This is a genomic window from Occallatibacter riparius, from assembly GCF_025264625.1.
GTDB lineage: Bacteria > Acidobacteriota > Terriglobia > Terriglobales > Acidobacteriaceae > Telmatobacter > Telmatobacter riparius.
Genome location: NZ_CP093313.1, coordinates 5123328 through 5139859, shown reverse-complemented (window position 1 = coordinate 5139859; position 16532 = coordinate 5123328). Strand labels below are relative to the sequence as shown.

Annotated in this window: 18 protein-coding genes; 10 read left to right on the top strand and 8 right to left on the bottom strand. The window is 61.0% G+C overall.

What is annotated here, in order from left to right:
* Both MOP44_RS20955 and MOP44_RS20950 read right to left on the bottom strand, forming a co-directional pair.
* A complete protein-coding gene (locus MOP44_RS20955) occupies positions 1-768 on the bottom strand; it encodes an Ig-like domain-containing protein (RefSeq protein ID WP_260792351.1) in 768 nt (255 codons plus the stop codon).
* Between the two features lie 231 nt (positions 769-999).
* Entirely contained in the window at positions 1000-2205 is a 1206-nt protein-coding gene (locus MOP44_RS20950) for an ATP-grasp domain-containing protein (RefSeq protein WP_260792350.1), read from the bottom strand.
* A gap of 135 nt (positions 2206-2340) precedes the next feature.
* Here MOP44_RS20950 and MOP44_RS20945 point away from each other — a divergent pair, with 135 nt between their 5' ends.
* The 4 genes from MOP44_RS20945 (at position 2341) to MOP44_RS20930 (ending at position 5491) form a co-directional block, all read left to right on the top strand.
* Complete coding sequence (locus MOP44_RS20945; protein WP_260792349.1) at positions 2341-2940, top strand: DUF4254 domain-containing protein; 600 nt, start codon at positions 2341-2343, stop codon at positions 2938-2940.
* A 122-nt stretch (positions 2941-3062) separates the two neighbouring features.
* Positions 3063-3632, top strand: coding sequence for a tetratricopeptide repeat protein (locus MOP44_RS20940; RefSeq protein ID WP_260792348.1), 570 nt, complete (start codon positions 3063-3065; stop codon positions 3630-3632).
* Between the two features lie 105 nt (positions 3633-3737).
* Positions 3738-4718, top strand: coding sequence for a gluconeogenesis factor YvcK family protein (locus MOP44_RS20935; RefSeq protein ID WP_260796685.1), 981 nt, complete (start codon positions 3738-3740; stop codon positions 4716-4718).
* A 359-nt stretch (positions 4719-5077) separates the two neighbouring features.
* Positions 5078-5491, top strand: coding sequence for a hypothetical protein (locus MOP44_RS20930; RefSeq protein ID WP_260792347.1), 414 nt, complete (start codon positions 5078-5080; stop codon positions 5489-5491).
* An 8-nt stretch (positions 5492-5499) separates the two neighbouring features.
* Here MOP44_RS20930 and MOP44_RS20925 read toward each other — a convergent pair whose 3' ends face one another.
* Complete coding sequence (locus MOP44_RS20925; RefSeq protein ID WP_260792346.1) at positions 5500-6177, bottom strand: MarC family protein; 678 nt, start codon at positions 6175-6177, stop codon at positions 5500-5502.
* 264 nt (positions 6178-6441) lie between these two features.
* On the opposite strand from MOP44_RS20925, the gene MOP44_RS20920 reads away from it, so the two are divergent.
* Both MOP44_RS20920 and MOP44_RS20915 read left to right on the top strand, forming a co-directional pair.
* Entirely contained in the window at positions 6442-6621 is a 180-nt protein-coding gene (locus tag MOP44_RS20920; RefSeq protein ID WP_260792345.1) for a type II toxin-antitoxin system RelE/ParE family toxin, read from the top strand.
* A complete protein-coding gene (locus MOP44_RS20915; RefSeq protein WP_260792344.1) occupies positions 6608-6928 on the top strand; it encodes a helix-turn-helix domain-containing transcriptional regulator in 321 nt (106 codons plus the stop codon). The genes MOP44_RS20920 and MOP44_RS20915 overlap by 14 nt, the downstream gene beginning before the upstream one ends.
* A 20-nt stretch (positions 6929-6948) precedes the next feature.
* Here MOP44_RS20915 and rlmN read toward each other — a convergent pair whose 3' ends face one another.
* The gene (gene rlmN, locus MOP44_RS20910; RefSeq protein ID WP_260792343.1) at positions 6949-8124 is read right to left on the bottom strand and encodes a 23S rRNA (adenine(2503)-C(2))-methyltransferase RlmN; all 1176 of its coding nucleotides are present in this window, start codon (positions 8122-8124) and stop codon (positions 6949-6951) included.
* 167 nt (positions 8125-8291) lie between these two features.
* Here rlmN and MOP44_RS20905 point away from each other — a divergent pair, with 167 nt between their 5' ends.
* Positions 8292-9566: a M16 family metallopeptidase gene (locus MOP44_RS20905; RefSeq protein ID WP_260792342.1), complete on the top strand. Its 1275-nt coding sequence runs from the start codon at positions 8292-8294 to the stop codon at positions 9564-9566.
* A gap of 77 nt (positions 9567-9643) precedes the next feature.
* Here the strand turns inward: MOP44_RS20905 and MOP44_RS20900 are convergent, their stop codons facing one another.
* Entirely contained in the window at positions 9644-10591 is a 948-nt protein-coding gene (locus MOP44_RS20900) for an AraC family transcriptional regulator (RefSeq protein ID WP_260792341.1), read from the bottom strand.
* A gap of 245 nt (positions 10592-10836) precedes the next feature.
* Between MOP44_RS20900 and MOP44_RS20895 the strand changes: the two genes are divergently transcribed.
* The 3 genes from MOP44_RS20895 (at position 10837) to MOP44_RS20885 (ending at position 13388) form a co-directional block, all read left to right on the top strand.
* Positions 10837-11895, top strand: coding sequence for an NAD(P)-dependent alcohol dehydrogenase (locus tag MOP44_RS20895; RefSeq protein WP_260792340.1), 1059 nt, complete (start codon positions 10837-10839; stop codon positions 11893-11895).
* 63 nt (positions 11896-11958) lie between these two features.
* Positions 11959-12954 (top strand): aldo/keto reductase, encoded by a 996-nt coding sequence (locus tag MOP44_RS20890; RefSeq protein WP_260792339.1) that lies wholly within the window; start codon positions 11959-11961, stop codon positions 12952-12954.
* 35 nt (positions 12955-12989) lie between these two features.
* Positions 12990-13388: a (R)-mandelonitrile lyase gene (locus MOP44_RS20885; RefSeq protein WP_260792338.1), complete on the top strand. Its 399-nt coding sequence runs from the start codon at positions 12990-12992 to the stop codon at positions 13386-13388.
* Positions 13389-13482: 94 nt separating this feature from the next.
* On the opposite strand, the gene trxA is transcribed toward MOP44_RS20885, so the two are convergent.
* The 3 genes from trxA to thrC all read right to left on the bottom strand — a co-directional run bounded on the left by trxA (position 13483) and on the right by thrC (position 16459).
* Positions 13483-13815 carry a thioredoxin gene (gene trxA / locus MOP44_RS20880; protein WP_260792337.1) on the bottom strand — a complete coding sequence of 111 codons (333 nt, stop codon included), beginning with the start codon at positions 13813-13815 and terminating at the stop codon, positions 13483-13485.
* 365 nt (positions 13816-14180) lie between these two features.
* On the bottom strand, positions 14181-15107 hold the full coding sequence (thrB, locus tag MOP44_RS20875) for a homoserine kinase (protein ID WP_260792336.1): 927 nt from the start codon (positions 15105-15107) through the stop codon (positions 14181-14183).
* Positions 15104-16459 (bottom strand): threonine synthase, encoded by a 1356-nt coding sequence (gene thrC / locus MOP44_RS20870; protein ID WP_260792335.1) that lies wholly within the window; start codon positions 16457-16459, stop codon positions 15104-15106. Before thrC ends, thrB begins: the two co-directional genes overlap by 4 nt.
* Between the last annotated feature and the right edge of the window lie 73 nt (positions 16460-16532).

Genomic DNA, 16532 nt, shown 5'->3' with positions numbered 1-16532 from the left:
TTATGGAACGGTTGCGGTCACGGTGGACTTCCATGCTGTGCCGCTGGTGTTCACGGCATAGACGGTGAACTGGTGGCTGCCAGCGTTCAGGTTGAGGGAGGCGGCCAGCGAGGTTGAGTTCGTCTCCGTGTACTTCTTTGCTCCATCAACCCAGACCTCCATGCGAGCCAGCGTGCCGGAGATCTTGGATGTTGCCGAGACCAGCACGGGATTGTATGAAGTTGTGGAGCCGTTGGCGGGCGCGCAGATATGGACCCCGTAGGAAGAGGGCGCAGAGCAACTCGGAGCGCCTACTGTGAAGTTGAAGTCGAAGCGCTTGAGACTGTTGTCGACGTCCGCGGCGTAGATCGTTCCCTTGTGCGTGCCGGATGCGAGCGTCGAAGCGTAGTTGAAGTAGGCGTTGCCCTCCCACGCGTGGAATTGCTCCGCCAGCTTCTTGCCGTCGACCCAGAGCTCCATCTTGCGGAGCTGACCCCAGGAGTGCGCCGTCGCATTGAAATTCACCGTTGGCGTGGATGAGCCGGCGGTGAGGGCGATGTCGGCATTGGCATCTCCGTCGAAGTCGCCTATGACCATGTTGTGAACCGCGGAACCCCAAACGCTGCCCGCGGTGGAGGTGGTGAAGACTGGCTGGACCGCGCCGAACGATCCGGTGCCGTTGCCAGGCAGAACGTAGACTGTGGTGTTGGTGCTGTTCGATCCAACGATGACGAGGTCGAGATGGCCATCGTGGTTGAAGTCGGCAGCAACCAGCGGAGAGGCCGCCATGTTCTGGCCCGAGCTCAACGAGATGACGGAATTCCGAGGGGCCTGGAAAGTGCCGGAGGCTCCTTTTCGATCATGCTTCTCGGTTCAACACCCGAAGGGCAACTGCGGGTCCCTCGGTCCGCTGAAGAAAGCGCGCGGACTCTCGGGATGACACTTCAGAGAAAAGGCAAGTCTGAGGGCAGATCTGTCCTCGACGCTGCGCTCCGGTCGGGATGACAGCGCATTGAAGGGTCAGGCTGTTGGCTTTTCAGGCGGCGGCATGCTGGCTAGATAGCGGCTGGCGAATTGCTGCGCGTAGTCGTCGAGGAGTTCCCTCACCCGCTCTGATTGCGGGGAGCGGACGATGAGACCGGCATGGTGGTGCTTCTTCATGCGGAAGACGATCTCCGGTGCCGTGAACGCGGAAGTGTCTGGCTCGGCGGTCTGCGCGAGGCAGAGAACGCTGCCGGCATAGTCGGCGCGCGCTTGGGGGAGCTCGTACGGAACGCCGAGGAGATCCATGACTTCGATGCGCGCCCACTCACGCCAGAGGTTAATTCCTGTTGCGGCCTCGACGAGGTCGACTATGAAGGCTCCGCCGACGCGTGCGGCAATCTCAAGGAAGTAGAGGCGGTCATCGGCGTGGGCGCGGATGTATTCCGCATGCGTAACGCCGCGGGTCATGCCGAGTGCAGGCGCCAGAGAGGCGTTGAACTTGGTGAGTTCCTTCCAGTCATTGCTGTCGCGGTCGACGGTGCGGGTGGTGAAGACGCCGCCTTCATGCATGACCTGCATGGGCGGCTTGCCGTATTTGTGCACAACGGAGAAGACGACCTTGCCGCCGCTGATGATGGAGTCGACGTGGTAGATGTCGCCGGGCACGAAACGCTCGAGGAGGAAGTGCGTCTGGCGGTCGCCCAGTTCCTCGAGGGCGCGCCACAGGTCTTCCGGCTGGTGAATTTTGCGAATGCCCAGAGCCGAGGCCGACGTCCGCGGCTTGAGCAGCCACGGCGCGGGCACCTGCGCCATGTAGTCGCGCAGCTCGTCGTAGTTGAGCACCCGGGTGAAATCGGGGACGTTGAAGCCGGCCTCGCGTGCTCCGGTACGCATGGCCAGCTTGTCACGATAGAACGCTGTTGTGGTGAGGCCCATGCCTCGGATGCACCAGTGCTCGCGGACGGCGGCAGCGGTCTCCTGGTCGAACTCGTCGAGAGCCACTACGCGGTCGAAGCGGCGACCGCGGGCCATCCAACTGACCGTGTTCAGCACCTGCTCAGTCGTAAGGTTGTCGGGCATGAACGCGATGTCTTCGAGCACGTCGCGCGGCCAGTCGGCGCTGCGGAGCTTTTCCACCGTAAGGAGCGTGGGGCGCACGCCCATCTCGGCGCACTGGCGGAGGAAGTCCTGCCCTTTTTCGTAGGTGGAGATGCAGAGAATTCGCTGCGTCGTGTCGCCCATGGAGCTCCTCGCCGGAGTGAACTTGGACCACTGAATAGGGATAGTTCTACCATAGGCAGTGAACAGTGATCAGTGAACAGTGGTCAGATGATCAAGCACCTAGCCGCCAACAACTGAATACGGACAACACAAAAGATGCTCTCGGCGAACTCAATCAAGTACCTCCACGACCGCTGCACCAAGCACTGGCACGAGGAACCGGACACGACTCCCTACGCGCTCAGCGACTGGGAGAAGCTCATCTCGCAGCATCACTATGCCAATTGCGACCTGTGGCATCTGGAGGATAAGGCTCGCGAGGCCGGCGCCAGTGACGCACAGATTGCCGACACCAAGCGCGGCATCGACAAGACGAATCAGGTGCGCAATGACCTTGTCGAGAAGCTGGATGAAGCGCTTCTTGCCTACCTGGAGCCCTACAATCTGCCGAACTCGCTGGAGAAGCAGCACTCGGAAACGCCGGGGATGATCATCGACAGGCTCTCGATCCTGGAGCTGAAGATCTACCATACGCGCGAGGAAATGCGCCGCACCGACGCTCCGGCGGGCCACAGCGAGCGGAACCGGCACCGGCTGGACGTGCTGGAGATGCAGCATGCCGACCTGCGGCAGTGCCTGGACGATTTGTGGGCGGAGGTAATGGCTGGGACGCGCTACTTCAAGGTCTACAGGCAGTTGAAGATGTACAACGACCCGGCTCTGAATCCGGCGATTTACCGGCGGCAGGAGAAGTGAACAGCCGCACTCAGACGTCTGTGCCATTGACGCAGCGAGGGGTTCTGCGTATAAGTATGGCCTGAGCGCATAAACACCCTGGCACACCTGCAAACACATGCAGCGAACAGCCTTGGAGGAAAATGGCTCCCGGTAAACTAATGATGCAAGAGGCCAAGACCGCGGCTGCGAGCCGCAAGAAACCGCAAGCGGCAACGAAGTCTCAGGGCCAGTCCAACACGGCGGCCTATCAGCACTACCAATCGGCTGTGCAGCTGGTGCAGCAGGGCAAGTACGACAAGGCGATTGCGGCTCTGGAAAAGTTTCTGCCCGCCGCGCCGCCGGAGTTAGCCGAGCGCTGCCGCATGTACATTGCCACCTGCCAGCGGCAGTTGGAGAAGTCGAGCCTGCAGTTCCGCACGCCGGAAGAGCGGTACGACTACGCCATCTCGCAGTTGAACCAGGGCCTTTATGAAGAGGCTCGGGAACAGCTCAGCGCGGTGGCGAAAGACTCTCCGAATGCGGACTACGCCTTCTATGGGCTGGCGGTGCTGGACAGCATGACCGGACGCCCGCAGGAGTGCCTGGCAAACCTGGGCCGCGCCATCGAGCTGAACCAGAAGAACCGGCTACAGGCGCGCTCAGACGGCGACTTCCAGAATATGGCGGACGATCCGCGATTCACGGAGCTGCTCTACCCTGAGCTTCCCTGAGGCCTAAACGGGCCCGCGAACGTCCAAACCTCGGAGAACGACTTGATAGCTACTTCTGTCGAAGAGGCATTGGGCACCGAGGTGACTCCGCTGCGCGTGGTTGCGATGGGCGGCGGCACGGGTTTGTCTACCTTGCTGCGCGGGTTGTGCCGTCACGTGACCACTCCGGGGACGCACTCGCCGGCCATGGGAACGATCTCGGATCTTGCAGCGGTGGTGTGCGTAACCGATGATGGCGGCTCCTCCGGCCGCTTGCGTCGCGACTTCAACATGCTGCCTCCGGGAGACCTGCGCAACTGCATGGTCGCGCTCAGCGAGGAAGGCGATCTGCTGGCCAAGCTCTTCGCGCATCGCTTTCGAGGTGGCGACGCACTGGAGGGGCACAGCTTCGGCAATCTGTTCGTCGCGGCACTCACGGAGATCACCGGCGACTTCGCGCACGCGGTGCAGCTCTCGTCAAAGATTCTCGCAACGCGAGGCAGCATTTATCCGGTGACCACTGCAAATGCAACGCTGGTGGCTCGCATGGACGACGGCTCCCTGGTGAGCGGCGAGACCAACATCAACGCGAGCCAGCAGCGCATTGAGGAGCTGATGATTGAACCGCCCGACGCAGCGGCCCTGCCGGAAACCCTGGCCGCGATTGAGCAGGCGGACTTGATCACCATCGGGCCAGGATCGCTCTACACGTCGATCATCACCAACCTGCTTGTGCAGGGGATTCCCGAAGCTCTGGCTAAGGCGCGCGGGCTGCGCGTCTTTGTCTGCAACCTGATGACCGAGGCCAATGAGAGCCTGGGGCTCACGGCGTCCGAGCATATTGAAAAGATCTACGAGCACGCGGGCGCGCCCATCTTCGATTACGCGCTCGTGAATACCGCGGAGTTTTCTGACGACACGCTTGCGCGCTACGCGGCCGAAAACGCATCGCCCATCAGCGCTGACATTGAACGCGTTGAAGCGATGGGCGTGCGTTGCGTCGCGGGCAACTTTGCCAGCGAAGGCGAAGTGGTTCGGCATGCCGCGAGCCGCGTCACCGGCGCCCTGCTGGCGCTTGGCCGGGCGCATGTCTCATCCAGGCGATAGACAAATGTTTCCCCACTCCTGAAGCGCGCCTTGCTCTATGGAAGCAGCTAAACATTTCGATATCATCAAATATCGCGTCACGATATTTATCAAATGAACAAAAAGTCATACCCCCGATGGTTTTACTAGGGATGATCCTAGTTCAAAGCACCCACGAAAATCTCTACTCTGACAATGTTGATGCGCATACACAAAGGCGCACGACCAAGACGTAAGCATGATGAAGCGACCCGCTTAGCAGTTCAAAAAAAGGTCGGTCGCAGCGGATGTTCCTTCTCATGCCTGGGCCTCGCTTTGAGACTGTGCCTTCGGCATGATTTGCATGCTCTGCTCTATCGACACATGTTTGAGAGAGGGCTATGAACCATCATTCGCAGATTCTCGTTGTAGGCCGGGATCAGATGCTGCTGCAGACTCACCGGCTTATCTTAGGAACTTATTTTGAAGTAGAGGCAGCAGGCCGGATATCTGAAGCCGGTTCCATTCTCTCCAAGCGCGAGTTCGATCTGATCGTCTTGTGCGACACCCTGACTGATGCCGAGTGCCAGCAAGTGGCCGGCATGGTGGAACACCAGAAGCCTAAGCCCACGCTGTTGTCGCTGCTGGGACCAGGCACAAAAGACCATGAGCGCCACATAGGCCGGTGCATGGCATTGAAAGGCGGCCCGCTTCAGTTACTGAGAGAGTGCGCCGACGTGCTTGGGTTCGATCTCCGCGCGAAACCGAACGGAAGAGATGCGTATTTGGGTCATGCTGCGAGGAGCAGGGCCTAAGACTGCCGTCATGAGCGCAGTACGGCTTTGAGCAGGAGCTCGACACCGTTCCACATAATCTGCACGCCGATGCATAGCAGCACAAATGCAATCACCCGCGTGATGCCCTCGGCAGTCTGCTTTGAAATGCGCGCAGTGAGTCTGGGCGCGTATCCGTAGCAGAAGTAAACGGCCACGCTCAACAGGACCGCCGCGGCCATGATGCCGGCGTGAGCGGCGAAGTCGATGAAGAAGCCCTTGGCGGGAGTATGCGCGCTCAGCGTGATCGTCACCACCAGGCTTCCAGGTCCCGCTGTGAGCGGAAACGTGAAGGGGTAGAAGCTCTTCTTCTTCAGGGATTCGAAGGCGTGGTCGTCAAACTCTTTGACGTTCTGCTTTCCCGGCGCCTCGTTTCCGGTCAGCAGTCCCCAGCCCATCGACGCGATCGCCAGGCCGCCCGCCACCTGCACCACCGGCAATGAGATACCGAAAAACTTGAGCACAGCCGTGCCAACCACCTGGATGGCGAGGAAGAACAGAGTGGTGTTGATCGCGATTCGACGCGCCAGCGTGCGATACACGACAGGAGGCGCGTCTCCCACCAGGCCCACGAACATCAGCGCGCTGCCGAGTGGATTCACCAACGGCAGAAGGGCGCTGAGCGCAAGACCGAAAAATGTCGCGAACTCCTGCAGGCGCTGTGGCATGGATGGTCCCGTGGGCAAGATTCAGGTGAGTTGAGTTTAATTGATCGGTTGATCAGCATGGTATTCCAGGTCTTATGATGGTATCTTTTGTGCTACCATCAACCAGATGCTCCAACTCCGGCAGTACGTCGACCGGCAGGGCCGCAATCGTTTCGAAAAATGGTTTAACGATCTGGCAGAGACCGCGCGCGCCCGGATAACGATTGCTCTCGATCGCTGGAAAGAAGCAGCGCACCTCCAGCAAAAAGCGTGGGAGGAGGTGTGTTGGAATTGCGCCTCGATTTTGGGCCAGGCTACCGCGTCTACTTCGGCCGCGACGGCGACTCGCTCGTAATTCTCCTCGTGGGCGGCACCAAGAGGCGGCAAGACGCGGAAATCGCAGTGGCAAAACGACTCTGGCAGGAATACAAGGAGCGGAAGGGGAGGCGAGATGGTCCTGACTAAAGATTTCAACGAAACTGTAAAGGAGAAGCTTCAGAAGAGTGGCGCCTTTCGTCGCGCGCTTCTCAAAGAAGCAATTCAGTGCATGATCGACGGAGATCTGGAAACAGGAAAGTCTGTATTGCGCAAATACGTCAATGCGACAGTCGGATTCGTGCAACTTGGAGCCGATCTTGGCCGTTCGCCGAAGGTTCTGATGCGAATGCTGAGCGCATCGGGAAATCCGCAGGCACGAAACCTCTTTGAGCTCGTCTCCTATCTGCAAAAGCGCGAAGGCGTCGTGATGAAGATCGTTGACCGAGCCGCCTAAGCCGCGAGCGTCACCTGCTGCTATTGCTCCACGGTGCGCTTCAACTGCCCGCACGCCGCATAAATATCCCGCCCGCGCGGACGGCGAAGATAGGCGGCAATTCCCTCACCCGCCAGGCTGCGCTTGAAGTTGTCTGCCGCGTTCGGATCGGGCGTGCTGTAGGGCACTCCTGGGCCAGGATTCCACGCGATCAGGTTCACCTTCGCAGGCAGTCCCGTGCGACGGACGAGCCGGGCAACCTCGCGCGCGTGCTCGGGTCGATCAGTGACGCCGCCCAGCAGAACGTACTCGAAGGTGACCCGCTCGCGAGGACGGAGCCGTATGCCGCGGACTGCATCGACCACGGTCTCGATTGGCCACTTGCGGTTGATCGGCATGATTTGGCTGCGGACATCGTCATTCGGCGCATTGAGACTGATGGCCAGCTTGGGGCGAAGTTCCGGCGGTTCGAGCGCAAACTTCTGGATGCCCGGCACGATCCCTGAAGTCGAAACCGTCATCCGCTGAGGGCTGAGGTCAGCTTCTTCCACAAGCATCCGGACCGCCGCCATAAAGCTCTCGTAATTCAGGAACGGCTCGCCCATTCCCATGAAGACCAGATTGAGCCGGTCACGCCCGATCTCCACGGCATGGCGGTCGAGAACGGCGATCACCTGGCCGGCAATTTCGGCGGCCGACAGGTTCCGCTGGAGGCCAAGGCGGGCGGTCAGGCAGAACTGACAGTTGACGGCGCAGCCCACCTGGCTTGAAATGCAGATGGTAGCGCGCGTTCTGTGCGAAGTCCGCCCGGCGGGAGAAAGTTCCTCGTCCCCCGCATCGCTTCCGTCCCCGGACTCGCCCTCGTCACCTTCCGGCATCCAGACCGTCTCAACAGTGTCGGTTCCGGATTGCCCCTCGACGAGGTACCGCTCGGTGCCATCGACGCTGCGGAAGACCTGAGCGATCCGCGGCCGGCCGACGGTCCAGTTCCCGGCTGCGAGGCGTTCGCGCAGCGATTTGGGGAGGGTCGTAATGTCGCTGATGTCCGCAACTCGCTGGCGGTACAGGGCTTCGGCCAGCTGCGCGCCTCGGAATGCGGGCTCGCCCATCTCCTTCATCAGTGCGGCCAGTTCGGCGCGGCCCATTCCAAAGAGGAATTTACGCGGTGAAACGTTCGTCTCACCCAGCGAAACGAGTTGTGATTTTTCGGGATTCACGCCAAACTCCAGACTAGTGCATTCACGATGGCGATGCAGCCTGTTCCCAGATATTTGCCATCCAAGACTGCAGTCGGCGGTGCCGCTCCCGGACACCAGCCCCCATGCTTCCCAGCATTCCCCTTGCACCATCTGGCCTAAAATTGAATCTGTAACAGGGGTAGACGATGACTATCGAGCGTAATCTTCGCCGCACCGTGCTGCCCAACGGTCTGATCGTACTGACCGAGCGCATGGAACATCTCCGTTCCGTGGCCATGGGCGTTTGGATCAAATCGGGTTCCCGCGGCGAGGCCGCCGAAACCAACGGCATTTCCCATTTTGTTGAACACATGGTGTTTAAGGGCACCCGCAACCGCACTGCCCAGCACATAGCCCGCGAGATGGACTCCATCGGTGGCAATCTGGATGCCTTCACCGGCAAGGAAACCATCTGCTTCAACGTGAAGTCGCTGGCCGACCACGTGCCCATCGCCCTCGACGTGCTATCAGATCTGGTCCTCAATCCTGTCTTTGCTTCCAGCGATATAGAGCGAGAACGTGGAGTAATCCTTGAGGAAATCAAGATCGATGAGGATAACCCCGACGTGCTCGTCCACGAGCTCTTTACCCAGAGTTTCTGGAAGGACCACCCACTCGGGAAGCCGATCCTGGGCACTACGCAGACAGTGAACCGCCTCGACCAGCCCAAGCTGCTCGACTACCATTCCGGGCGTTTCCACGCAGGGAATATGGTCTTTTCGGCAGCAGGCAATCTCGCGCACGACGAGTTCGTCGAGGCGGTAGCGAAGCAGTTCGCTCCTCTCCACAGCGGACAGCCGCTGACCGAACTGGCGGCGCCTGTATCGAGCGCGCGCATTCTGCTGAAGAACAAGAAGGCTTTGGAACAGGTGCAGATCTGCCTTGGGGTTCCTTCCCCGGCTATCACCGACGAGAACCGCTACGCCACGCTGATCTTGAACACGGTTCTGGGCGGCGGCATGAGCTCGCGCCTCTTCCAAACCATCCGCGAAGAGCGCGGCATGGCTTACTCGGTCTTCAGCGACCTGAGCCCCTACCGCGATACGGGGACGCTGTGCGTCTACGCCGGCACTTCGGCGGCCAAGGCGCTGGAGTGCATCGACCTGGTCATGACTGAATTCCGCAAGCTGAAGGAAGAGCCTTTAAGCGACGAGGAACTGACCCGCGCCAAGGACCAGCTCAAGGGCAACATCCTGATGGGGCTGGAGAGCTCGAACTCGCGCATGGCCAACCTGGCGCGTCAGGAGATCTACTTCGGCCAGTTCTTCTCGGCCGACGAGATCATCGCGAAGGTGGAAGCAGTGACGCCGGAGCAGGTGCAGGCAATGGCGCAGCGGCTCTTTGACCCGGAGAAGATCGCGGTCACGCTGCTGGGCCGGCTGGATGGGATCAAGCTCAACCGGCAGCGGCTGGTCTGCTAGTCGATTACAACCTCAGCTGAAACGAAGGCCGGAGCAATCCGGCCTTTGCTGTTTCTCCCGTGCCTGGGAGCGTACTGTTACTCGCGCGGTTCGGCGCCGGGAAGGCGCTGGCTCTTCACGTCGCGCATGGGCGGCTGGCCGAAGAAGCGGCTGTACTCGCGACTGAACTGGCTGGCGCTTTCGTAGCCAACCTCGAATGCCGCGCTGGCTGCATCCAGGCCGTTCAACATGCGCTCGCGCGCTACATGAAGGCGGAGCTGCTTCTGATACTGCAGCGGGCTCATCGCAGTCAATGAGCGGAAATGATGGTGCAGGGTGGAGACGCCCATCTGCGCGACGCCGGCCAGTTCTTCCACGCGCAGCGGTTTGGCGTAGTTCTCCTTGAGCCACGACACGGCCTTCGCTGTGCGATTGCTCTGTTCTCCGAGCGTTGCGATGGCGCGCAGATGCGCGCCCTGCGGGCTGCGGAGAAGCCGGTAGATGACTTCGCGCTCGATGTGCGCGGCGAGGAAGGGGATGTCCTGCGGCGCATCCAGCAGGTCCACAAGGCGCGAACAGGCATCGAGCAACTCCGCCGTTGTTTCGCCCACGGACATGCCGCGGGCGCTGGCGGGCTGTCCTGAATCCGGCAGTTCATGCTCGCTGAGAATGCGCCGCACTTCGGGCGTTTCAAGATCGAGCGTGAGGCAGAGGATTGGCTTCTCACGCGTGGCGCCGATGACCTGGCTCACTACCGGCAGATCGATCGAAGTGAGAAGAAAAGTCGTCTCATCGCACACCAGCGTGGACTGGCCCACGTTGATCCGCTTCTTTCCCTGTACGTAGACGATCAGGCTAGGCTTGTAGGCCGCCGAAGTGCACGCCGTTGGCTCGCTGCGCCGGTAGAGCATCAGCCCAGGAATCGGAGTGCCGGCAATGCCCTCCCCTTTGCAATGCGCCATGATCTTCCGCACCAGATCAGCGCGAATCTGCTCAACGCGTGCGTTCTGCTTGATCTTAGAGTCCACTCTGGTCTGCGTCCGCATCACGGCCCCCTTCTTTCTATGACGATACCGCTGAATTCGAGCCGCTATGCAAGAATCTGCGGCCAGCAAGAGAATCAGGCAAGAGATCGGCAGGATCAGGATACCGCTCCTCTGCGCCTTTTCCTTAGTCTTCATTCAACGGGAACGCAGGGGAATTAGGATTCCTGATGGGTCAAGATTCGGCGCATCAGTTCAATCCCCGAAGCATCTCAACAACAACGCGTCGAACAGGCCGAGGTTGATTCATGTACAACGCGAAAGCTTACGCTACTCCCAGTGCGACATCGCCGTTTGCTCCCACCACGATCGTGCGGCGCGATCCAACCGACAAAGACGTGCAAATCGAAATTCTTTTCTGCGGCGTCTGCCACTCTGACGTGCACACCGCACGCGATGAGTGGAAGGAAGTGATGCCCACCGTCTATCCCTGCGTGCCCGGCCATGAAATCGTGGGCCGCGTCACCAAAGTGGGCTCCGCAGTCACAAAGTTCAAGGTAGGCGACATTGCCGCCGTGGGCTGCATGGTTGATTCCGACCGGACCTGTCCCGAGTGCAAGGCCGGGCTCGAGCAGTTCTGCAACAACATGGAATTCACCTACAACTTCCCCGACAAGCACACCGGTAAGGTCACATACGGCGGATATTCAGACAGCATCGTTGTGGATGAGCACTTCGTGCTGAATGTGCCGTCGAACCTCGACCTGGCCGGAGCCGCGCCGCTGCTCTGCGCGGGCATCACCACCTACTCCCCCATGAAGCACTGGTGCGTGACCGAGGGCAAGAAGGTTGGAGTTGTCGGACTCGGCGGACTCGGCCATATGGGCGTGAAGTTCGCGCACGCTCTGGGCGCGCACACCGTTGTGTTCACGACGTCACCCAGTAAGGTAGAAGACGCGAAGCGCCTTGGCGCGGATGAGGTGGTGATCTCGAAGGACGCGAACGAAATGGCGAAGCACGCGGGCAGCTTCGACTTCATTCTCGACGCTGTCGCCGCCCAGCACGACATCAACGCCTACATCAACATGCTCCGGCGCGACGGCAACATCACCATGGTCGGCGCGCCCGACAAGCCGCTTCCGGTCGGCGTGTTCGGCCTGCTCTTCCGCCGCCGCAGCTTCTCCGGCTCGCTGATCGGAGGCATCGCCGAAACGCAGGAGATGCTCGATTTCTGCGGCAAGAACAACATCACCTCCGATGTGGAAGTGATTCCGATCCAGAAGATCAATGAGGCGTACGATCGCGTCGTGAAGTCCGACGTGAAGTACCGCTTCTCGATCGATATGGCATCGCTCAAAGCGGAATAACAAGACCGCCGCGGCATGGCGGAGGGCCCGCCGCTATACCGCGGTGACACCACAGGAGTGGCAATGCAAACGCGCAAGTTAGGAAAGAGCAATCTTGAAGTCTCCGCCCTTGGCCTCGGGTGCATGGGCATGAGCTTCAGCTACGGGCCGCCGAAGGATAAACAGGAGATGATCTCGCTGATGCATGCGGCGGTGGATCGCGGCATCACTTTCTTCGACACGGCGGAGGTGTACGGACCTTTCGCGAATGAAGAACTGGTCGGCGAAGCACTGGAACCGTACAAGGGGAAGGTCGCTATCGCCACCAAGTTCGGATTCAATCTGAACCCGGACGGAAGCCCGGGATGGCAAGGGCTCAACAGCCGTCCCGAACGCATTCGCCGGGTCGCGGAGAATTCGCTGAAGCGGCTGCGCGTGGATGTGATCGAGCTGTTTTATCAGCATCGCGTCGATCCCGATGTGCCCATTGAAGATGTCGCCGGTACGGTGAAGGACTTGATTACGGAAGGCAAGGTGAAGCACTTCGGCATGTCGGAAGCGGGTGCGCAGACCGTGCGCCGCGCCCATGCAGTGCAGCCCGTGACGACTGTGCAGAACGAGTACTCTCTGTGGTTCCGGCGGCCCGAAGAGGAACTGATTCCTATGCTGGAGGAACTCGGCATCGGTCTCGTGCCGTACAGCCCGCTCGGCAAAGGCTTCCTCACTGGAAAGATGGACGCGTCTACCGAACTCGGCAGCGACGACTTCCGCAGCCGGCTGCCGCGGTTCCAGGCCGAAGCCCGCAAGAATAACCAGGCAGTGGTTGACCTGCTGGCGCGCATTGGCAGCGAGAAAGGCGCAACTCCCGCGCAGATCGCACTGGCCTGGCTTCTGGCGCAGAAGCCGTGGATCGTTCCGATTCCCGGAACGACCAAGCTGCACCGGCTCGAGGAAAATATCGGAGCAGTGAACATCGAGCTCACGCCCGAAGACCTGCGTGAAATCGACGAAGCTGCCGCGAAAATCAAGATCCAGGGCGAACGTTATCCAGAAGCGCTTGAGAAGATGACTGGCCTGTAAAAGACGGCCGCCACGAACCGCATAGGAGACGATCCATGGAGATCAAACCCGCAGGCACGCAGCCCTCCGGCAAAGGGCCAGCCGACTGGTTCACCGGCACGGTCCGGATCGATCCGCTCTTCACGGCACCTGAGCCAGCGCGTGCGGCTGGCGCCAGCGTCACCTTTGAGCCCGGCGCGCGCACGGCGTGGCACACGCATCCACTCGGCCAGACACTCATCGTCACCGCCGGCTGCGGCCACGCGCAGAAATGGGGCGAACCCATCCAGGAGATCCATCCTGGCGACGTCGTCTGGTTCGCGCCCGGCGAGAAGCACTGGCACGGTGCCGCTCCCACCACCTCCGTGACCCACATCGCTATTCAAGAGAAGCTCGATGGCAAAATGGTCGACTGGCTGGAGCACGTAACCGACGAGCAGTACGAGCCCGCCTAAGGCCCGCCTGACACCCATCAGAGCCTAGACGCAGCAAAGCCCGGCAGCGGCCGGGCTTTACGCTTCGCCTGGATTCAGACTTATCCGACGGGGCTTATCCGATGATCTTCTGGACCTTCTCTTCGATCACGTCCTGTCCAACGTAGCCCACGATCTGGTCGGCGACCTTGCCGCCCTTGAAGAACAGCAGCGCGGGGATGCCGCGAATGCCGTATCGCGAAGGCGTGGCGCCGTTCTGGTCCACGTTCACCTTGGTCACCTTCAGCTTGCCCGCGTAGGTCTCCGCCACCTTGTCGACGGCGGGCGCAATCATCTTGCAGGGCCCGCACCAGCCCGCCCAGAAATCCACCAGAACCGGCTGCTCGCTCTTCAACACTTCCTGATCAAAGCTCGCATCCGTCACTTCCAAAACGCCCACTCCAGCCATGCTCCTCCTTGCTGATACTGCACCGGTTCAGTGTAACCCTGCAGCCTGCTCTTATGGGATGCCGCAGCCTGTTGGAAAGTCGCACCGGCGTGGCGGAGCGTGGACACTGCCAGGTTCCAAAATTAAAGCGCCCGGATTCCATCAGGAATCACGGGCGCTAGAGCAGCCCTCCCCCAGAACTGCCCACGAACGAGACTTTAAGTTTTCTGAACTAGAAAAACAAGCAATCTTAGGTAATCTTTTGAGTAATCACCTATGGGGTATTTGCATTTTGGATACTACTGAATCCGCGCTCTTTAACCGAACTTCATACAGCAATCCGCCAGCGAAGTTGCTCAGAGCCGCGATGCTTCGGGGCTGAAAACTCAAGCATGTACGCCGGTCTCGACCACCGTTCCCTGAGATTCAAACCTGCACAAAAGCAATTCAGGCCGCTGAATCTCCTGCATAGCATCGAAGATGACGCGGAAAGCCCCTGCGACACTGCGCTCGCCATTCACGATGGCCAGTACTGCCGGCCCGGCGCCGCTCAGCGCAACTCCCAGAATGCCTTCCTGCCCGGCCAAAGGCAGCAACTTTGGTAACTGCGGGCAGATCGCAGAGCGGTACGGCTGATGCACCCGGTCCGTCATTGCGGCTTTCAGCAGCTCTCCCCTGCCCTGCGCAAAGGCGAGGCCGAGCATGGCCACACCCTGCAGATTGATCACCACGTCGGTGCGCGCATAGATGGCCGGAAGCACCGCACGCGCCTTGCTGGTGGCCAGTGGCTCAGTGGGCAACACTACTATCGCGCGCCAGTCCTCCGGCGGAGTCACCCGAGCAACGTGAACTTCCCCGCCCTGCGTGCCCGAAGCGACGAATCCGCCCAGCCAGCAGGCAGCGGCATTGTCAGGATGGCCCTCGAGCTCGGACGCCTCAGCCAGAACGCGGTCACTGGACCAGCCCAGGCTACCGAAGTGATTCGCCAGCACAATCGCGGCGAGGCGCCCGGCTGCCGAAGAGCCGCAGCCCATGCCGAGCGGGATCTCGTTTTCCATTCGGATGGCCAGGGGCGTCGCTGGCCTGCCCTCGCGCTCCAACAGGGTGCGATAGAGTTCGATGACTAGGTTGTCCTCGAGCGCCCCGCAGCGTTCCGCATCGCGGCCCGTGGCGGCGATCGAGAACGCCGCCGCAGGCTCTGCCTCCACCGTCAGGTGAAAGTCCAGCGCCACCGCGGCCGTGTCGAACCCCGGCCCTAGATTCGCCGAGGTCGCCGGCAGCCGTACCCGGATCCTGTCGGCGGTCTGGCTCATGCCGGCACGTCCTTCATGGCGGCCAGCACTGCGCTCGGGGTCGCATCCACCACGCGCGCGTTGCGCCGCAAGCCGTCAATCACAGCTTCGTGCCCTGCAGCCTCTTCGGGCCGCAGGAGCGTTCCGCGATGGAAGTCGATGGTGTAATCGGCATCCTTCAGCGTGTGCCCGGTGAGCAGAAGCACGACCGAGTCGCCGTTGGCCACCGATCCCTGCGCGCGCAGCTTTTTGAGGCCAGCGAGAGTGACGGCCGAAGCCGGCTCGCAGCCAATGCCTTCCAGGCCGATCTCGGCCTTGGCGATGGCGATCTCAGCTTCTGTAACGTCGAGGCACCAGCCGCCGGTTTCTTCCACTACGCGCGCCGCCTTTTTCCACGAAGCCGGGTTGCCGATGCGGATGGCTGTTGCGCGCGTGTGCGCTTCGACCGACTTGAATTCAGCCCCTACGCCCGCACCGAGGTACTGCACCAGCGGATTCGCGCCCGCCGCCTGGATGACGGAAATCTTTGGAACGCGCGCGACCAGGCCCAGCTCCTTCATCTCTTTGAAGCCCTTGCCGAGCGCCGACGAGTTGGCAAGGTTGCCGCCTGGGACGATGAGGTGGTCGGGCACGTTCCAGTCGAACGCTTCCGCAATCTCCAGCGCCGGAGTCTTCTGCCCTTCCAGACGATAGGGGTTCATCGAGTTCAGGAGGTAAATCGGCGCCTCGCGCACGATCTCCAGCAGAACGCGCAGGCAGCCGTCGAAGTCGGTCTTGAGCTGGCAGGTCACCGCGCCGTAGTCCATGGCCTGCGAGAGCTTGCCCCATGCGATCTTGCCCTCGGGAATCAGCACGAGGCTACGCATTCCCGCGCGTGCCGCATAGGCCGCCATCGCTGCCGAGGTGTTTCCAGTAGAAGCGCACGCCACCCATTGGAAGCCGCGCTCCCGCGCGACGCTCAGCGCCGCGGTCATGCCGGTGTCTTTGAACGAGCCGGAGGGGTTCATGCCCTGGTGCTTGGCATAAAGCTGATCGAGGCCGAGCGCCTTGCCGGCGCGCGACAGCTGATAGAGCGGCGTGTTGCCCTCCTGAAGAGTGATCGCGTTGCCGAAGTTGTCCAGAATCGGGAGCAGTTCGCGAAAACGCCATACGCCGGAGCGGTCCAGCAGCTCGCTGGAGCAGCGCCGCTCGCGCCACAGCCACTTCAGCGCGCCGGGGTTGGGACGGGTCTGGGCCTGGCGGTGCGCCCACCCCGGATAATCCACCTCAAAAAGATCGCCGCAGTCGGCGCAACGGAAGTCCGGCTGGGCCTCAGGGCCGGAAATGCGCGCACTGCAGCCGAAACAGCGTAATGTATGCAGATTGTCGTTCATGCCTGTTGATAGCCTAGCAGCGAAGGACAGCCGTCAGCTATCAGGCGTCAGCCGGTAGCCTGTAGCTGGGAGC

Coding starts and splice junctions, on each gene's coding strand:
- MOP44_RS20930 (WP_260792347.1), top strand. CDS start 5,078: ATGAACCATCATTCGCAGATTCTCGTTGTAGGCCGGGATCAGATGCTG.
- MOP44_RS20950 (WP_260792350.1), bottom strand. CDS start 2,205: ATGGGCGACACGACGCAGCGAATTCTCTGCATCTCCACCTACGAAAAA.
- MOP44_RS20935 (WP_260796685.1), top strand. CDS start 3,738: ATGGGCGGCGGCACGGGTTTGTCTACCTTGCTGCGCGGGTTGTGCCGT.
- thrC (WP_260792335.1), bottom strand. CDS start 16,459: ATGAACGACAATCTGCATACATTACGCTGTTTCGGCTGCAGTGCGCGC.
- MOP44_RS20955 (WP_260792351.1), bottom strand. CDS start 768: ATGGCGGCCTCTCCGCTGGTTGCTGCCGACTTCAACCACGATGGCCAT.
- MOP44_RS20915 (WP_260792344.1), top strand. CDS start 6,608: ATGGTCCTGACTAAAGATTTCAACGAAACTGTAAAGGAGAAGCTTCAG.
- MOP44_RS20890 (WP_260792339.1), top strand. CDS start 11,959: ATGCAAACGCGCAAGTTAGGAAAGAGCAATCTTGAAGTCTCCGCCCTT.
- MOP44_RS20895 (WP_260792340.1), top strand. CDS start 10,837: ATGTACAACGCGAAAGCTTACGCTACTCCCAGTGCGACATCGCCGTTT.
- MOP44_RS20905 (WP_260792342.1), top strand. CDS start 8,292: ATGACTATCGAGCGTAATCTTCGCCGCACCGTGCTGCCCAACGGTCTG.
- MOP44_RS20940 (WP_260792348.1), top strand. CDS start 3,063: ATGGCTCCCGGTAAACTAATGATGCAAGAGGCCAAGACCGCGGCTGCG.
- MOP44_RS20925 (WP_260792346.1), bottom strand. CDS start 6,177: ATGCCACAGCGCCTGCAGGAGTTCGCGACATTTTTCGGTCTTGCGCTC.
- MOP44_RS20945 (WP_260792349.1), top strand. CDS start 2,341: ATGCTCTCGGCGAACTCAATCAAGTACCTCCACGACCGCTGCACCAAG.
- MOP44_RS20885 (WP_260792338.1), top strand. CDS start 12,990: ATGGAGATCAAACCCGCAGGCACGCAGCCCTCCGGCAAAGGGCCAGCC.
- trxA (WP_260792337.1), bottom strand. CDS start 13,815: ATGGCTGGAGTGGGCGTTTTGGAAGTGACGGATGCGAGCTTTGATCAG.
- thrB (WP_260792336.1), bottom strand. CDS start 15,107: ATGAGCCAGACCGCCGACAGGATCCGGGTACGGCTGCCGGCGACCTCG.
- MOP44_RS20900 (WP_260792341.1), bottom strand. CDS start 10,591: ATGCGGACGCAGACCAGAGTGGACTCTAAGATCAAGCAGAACGCACGC.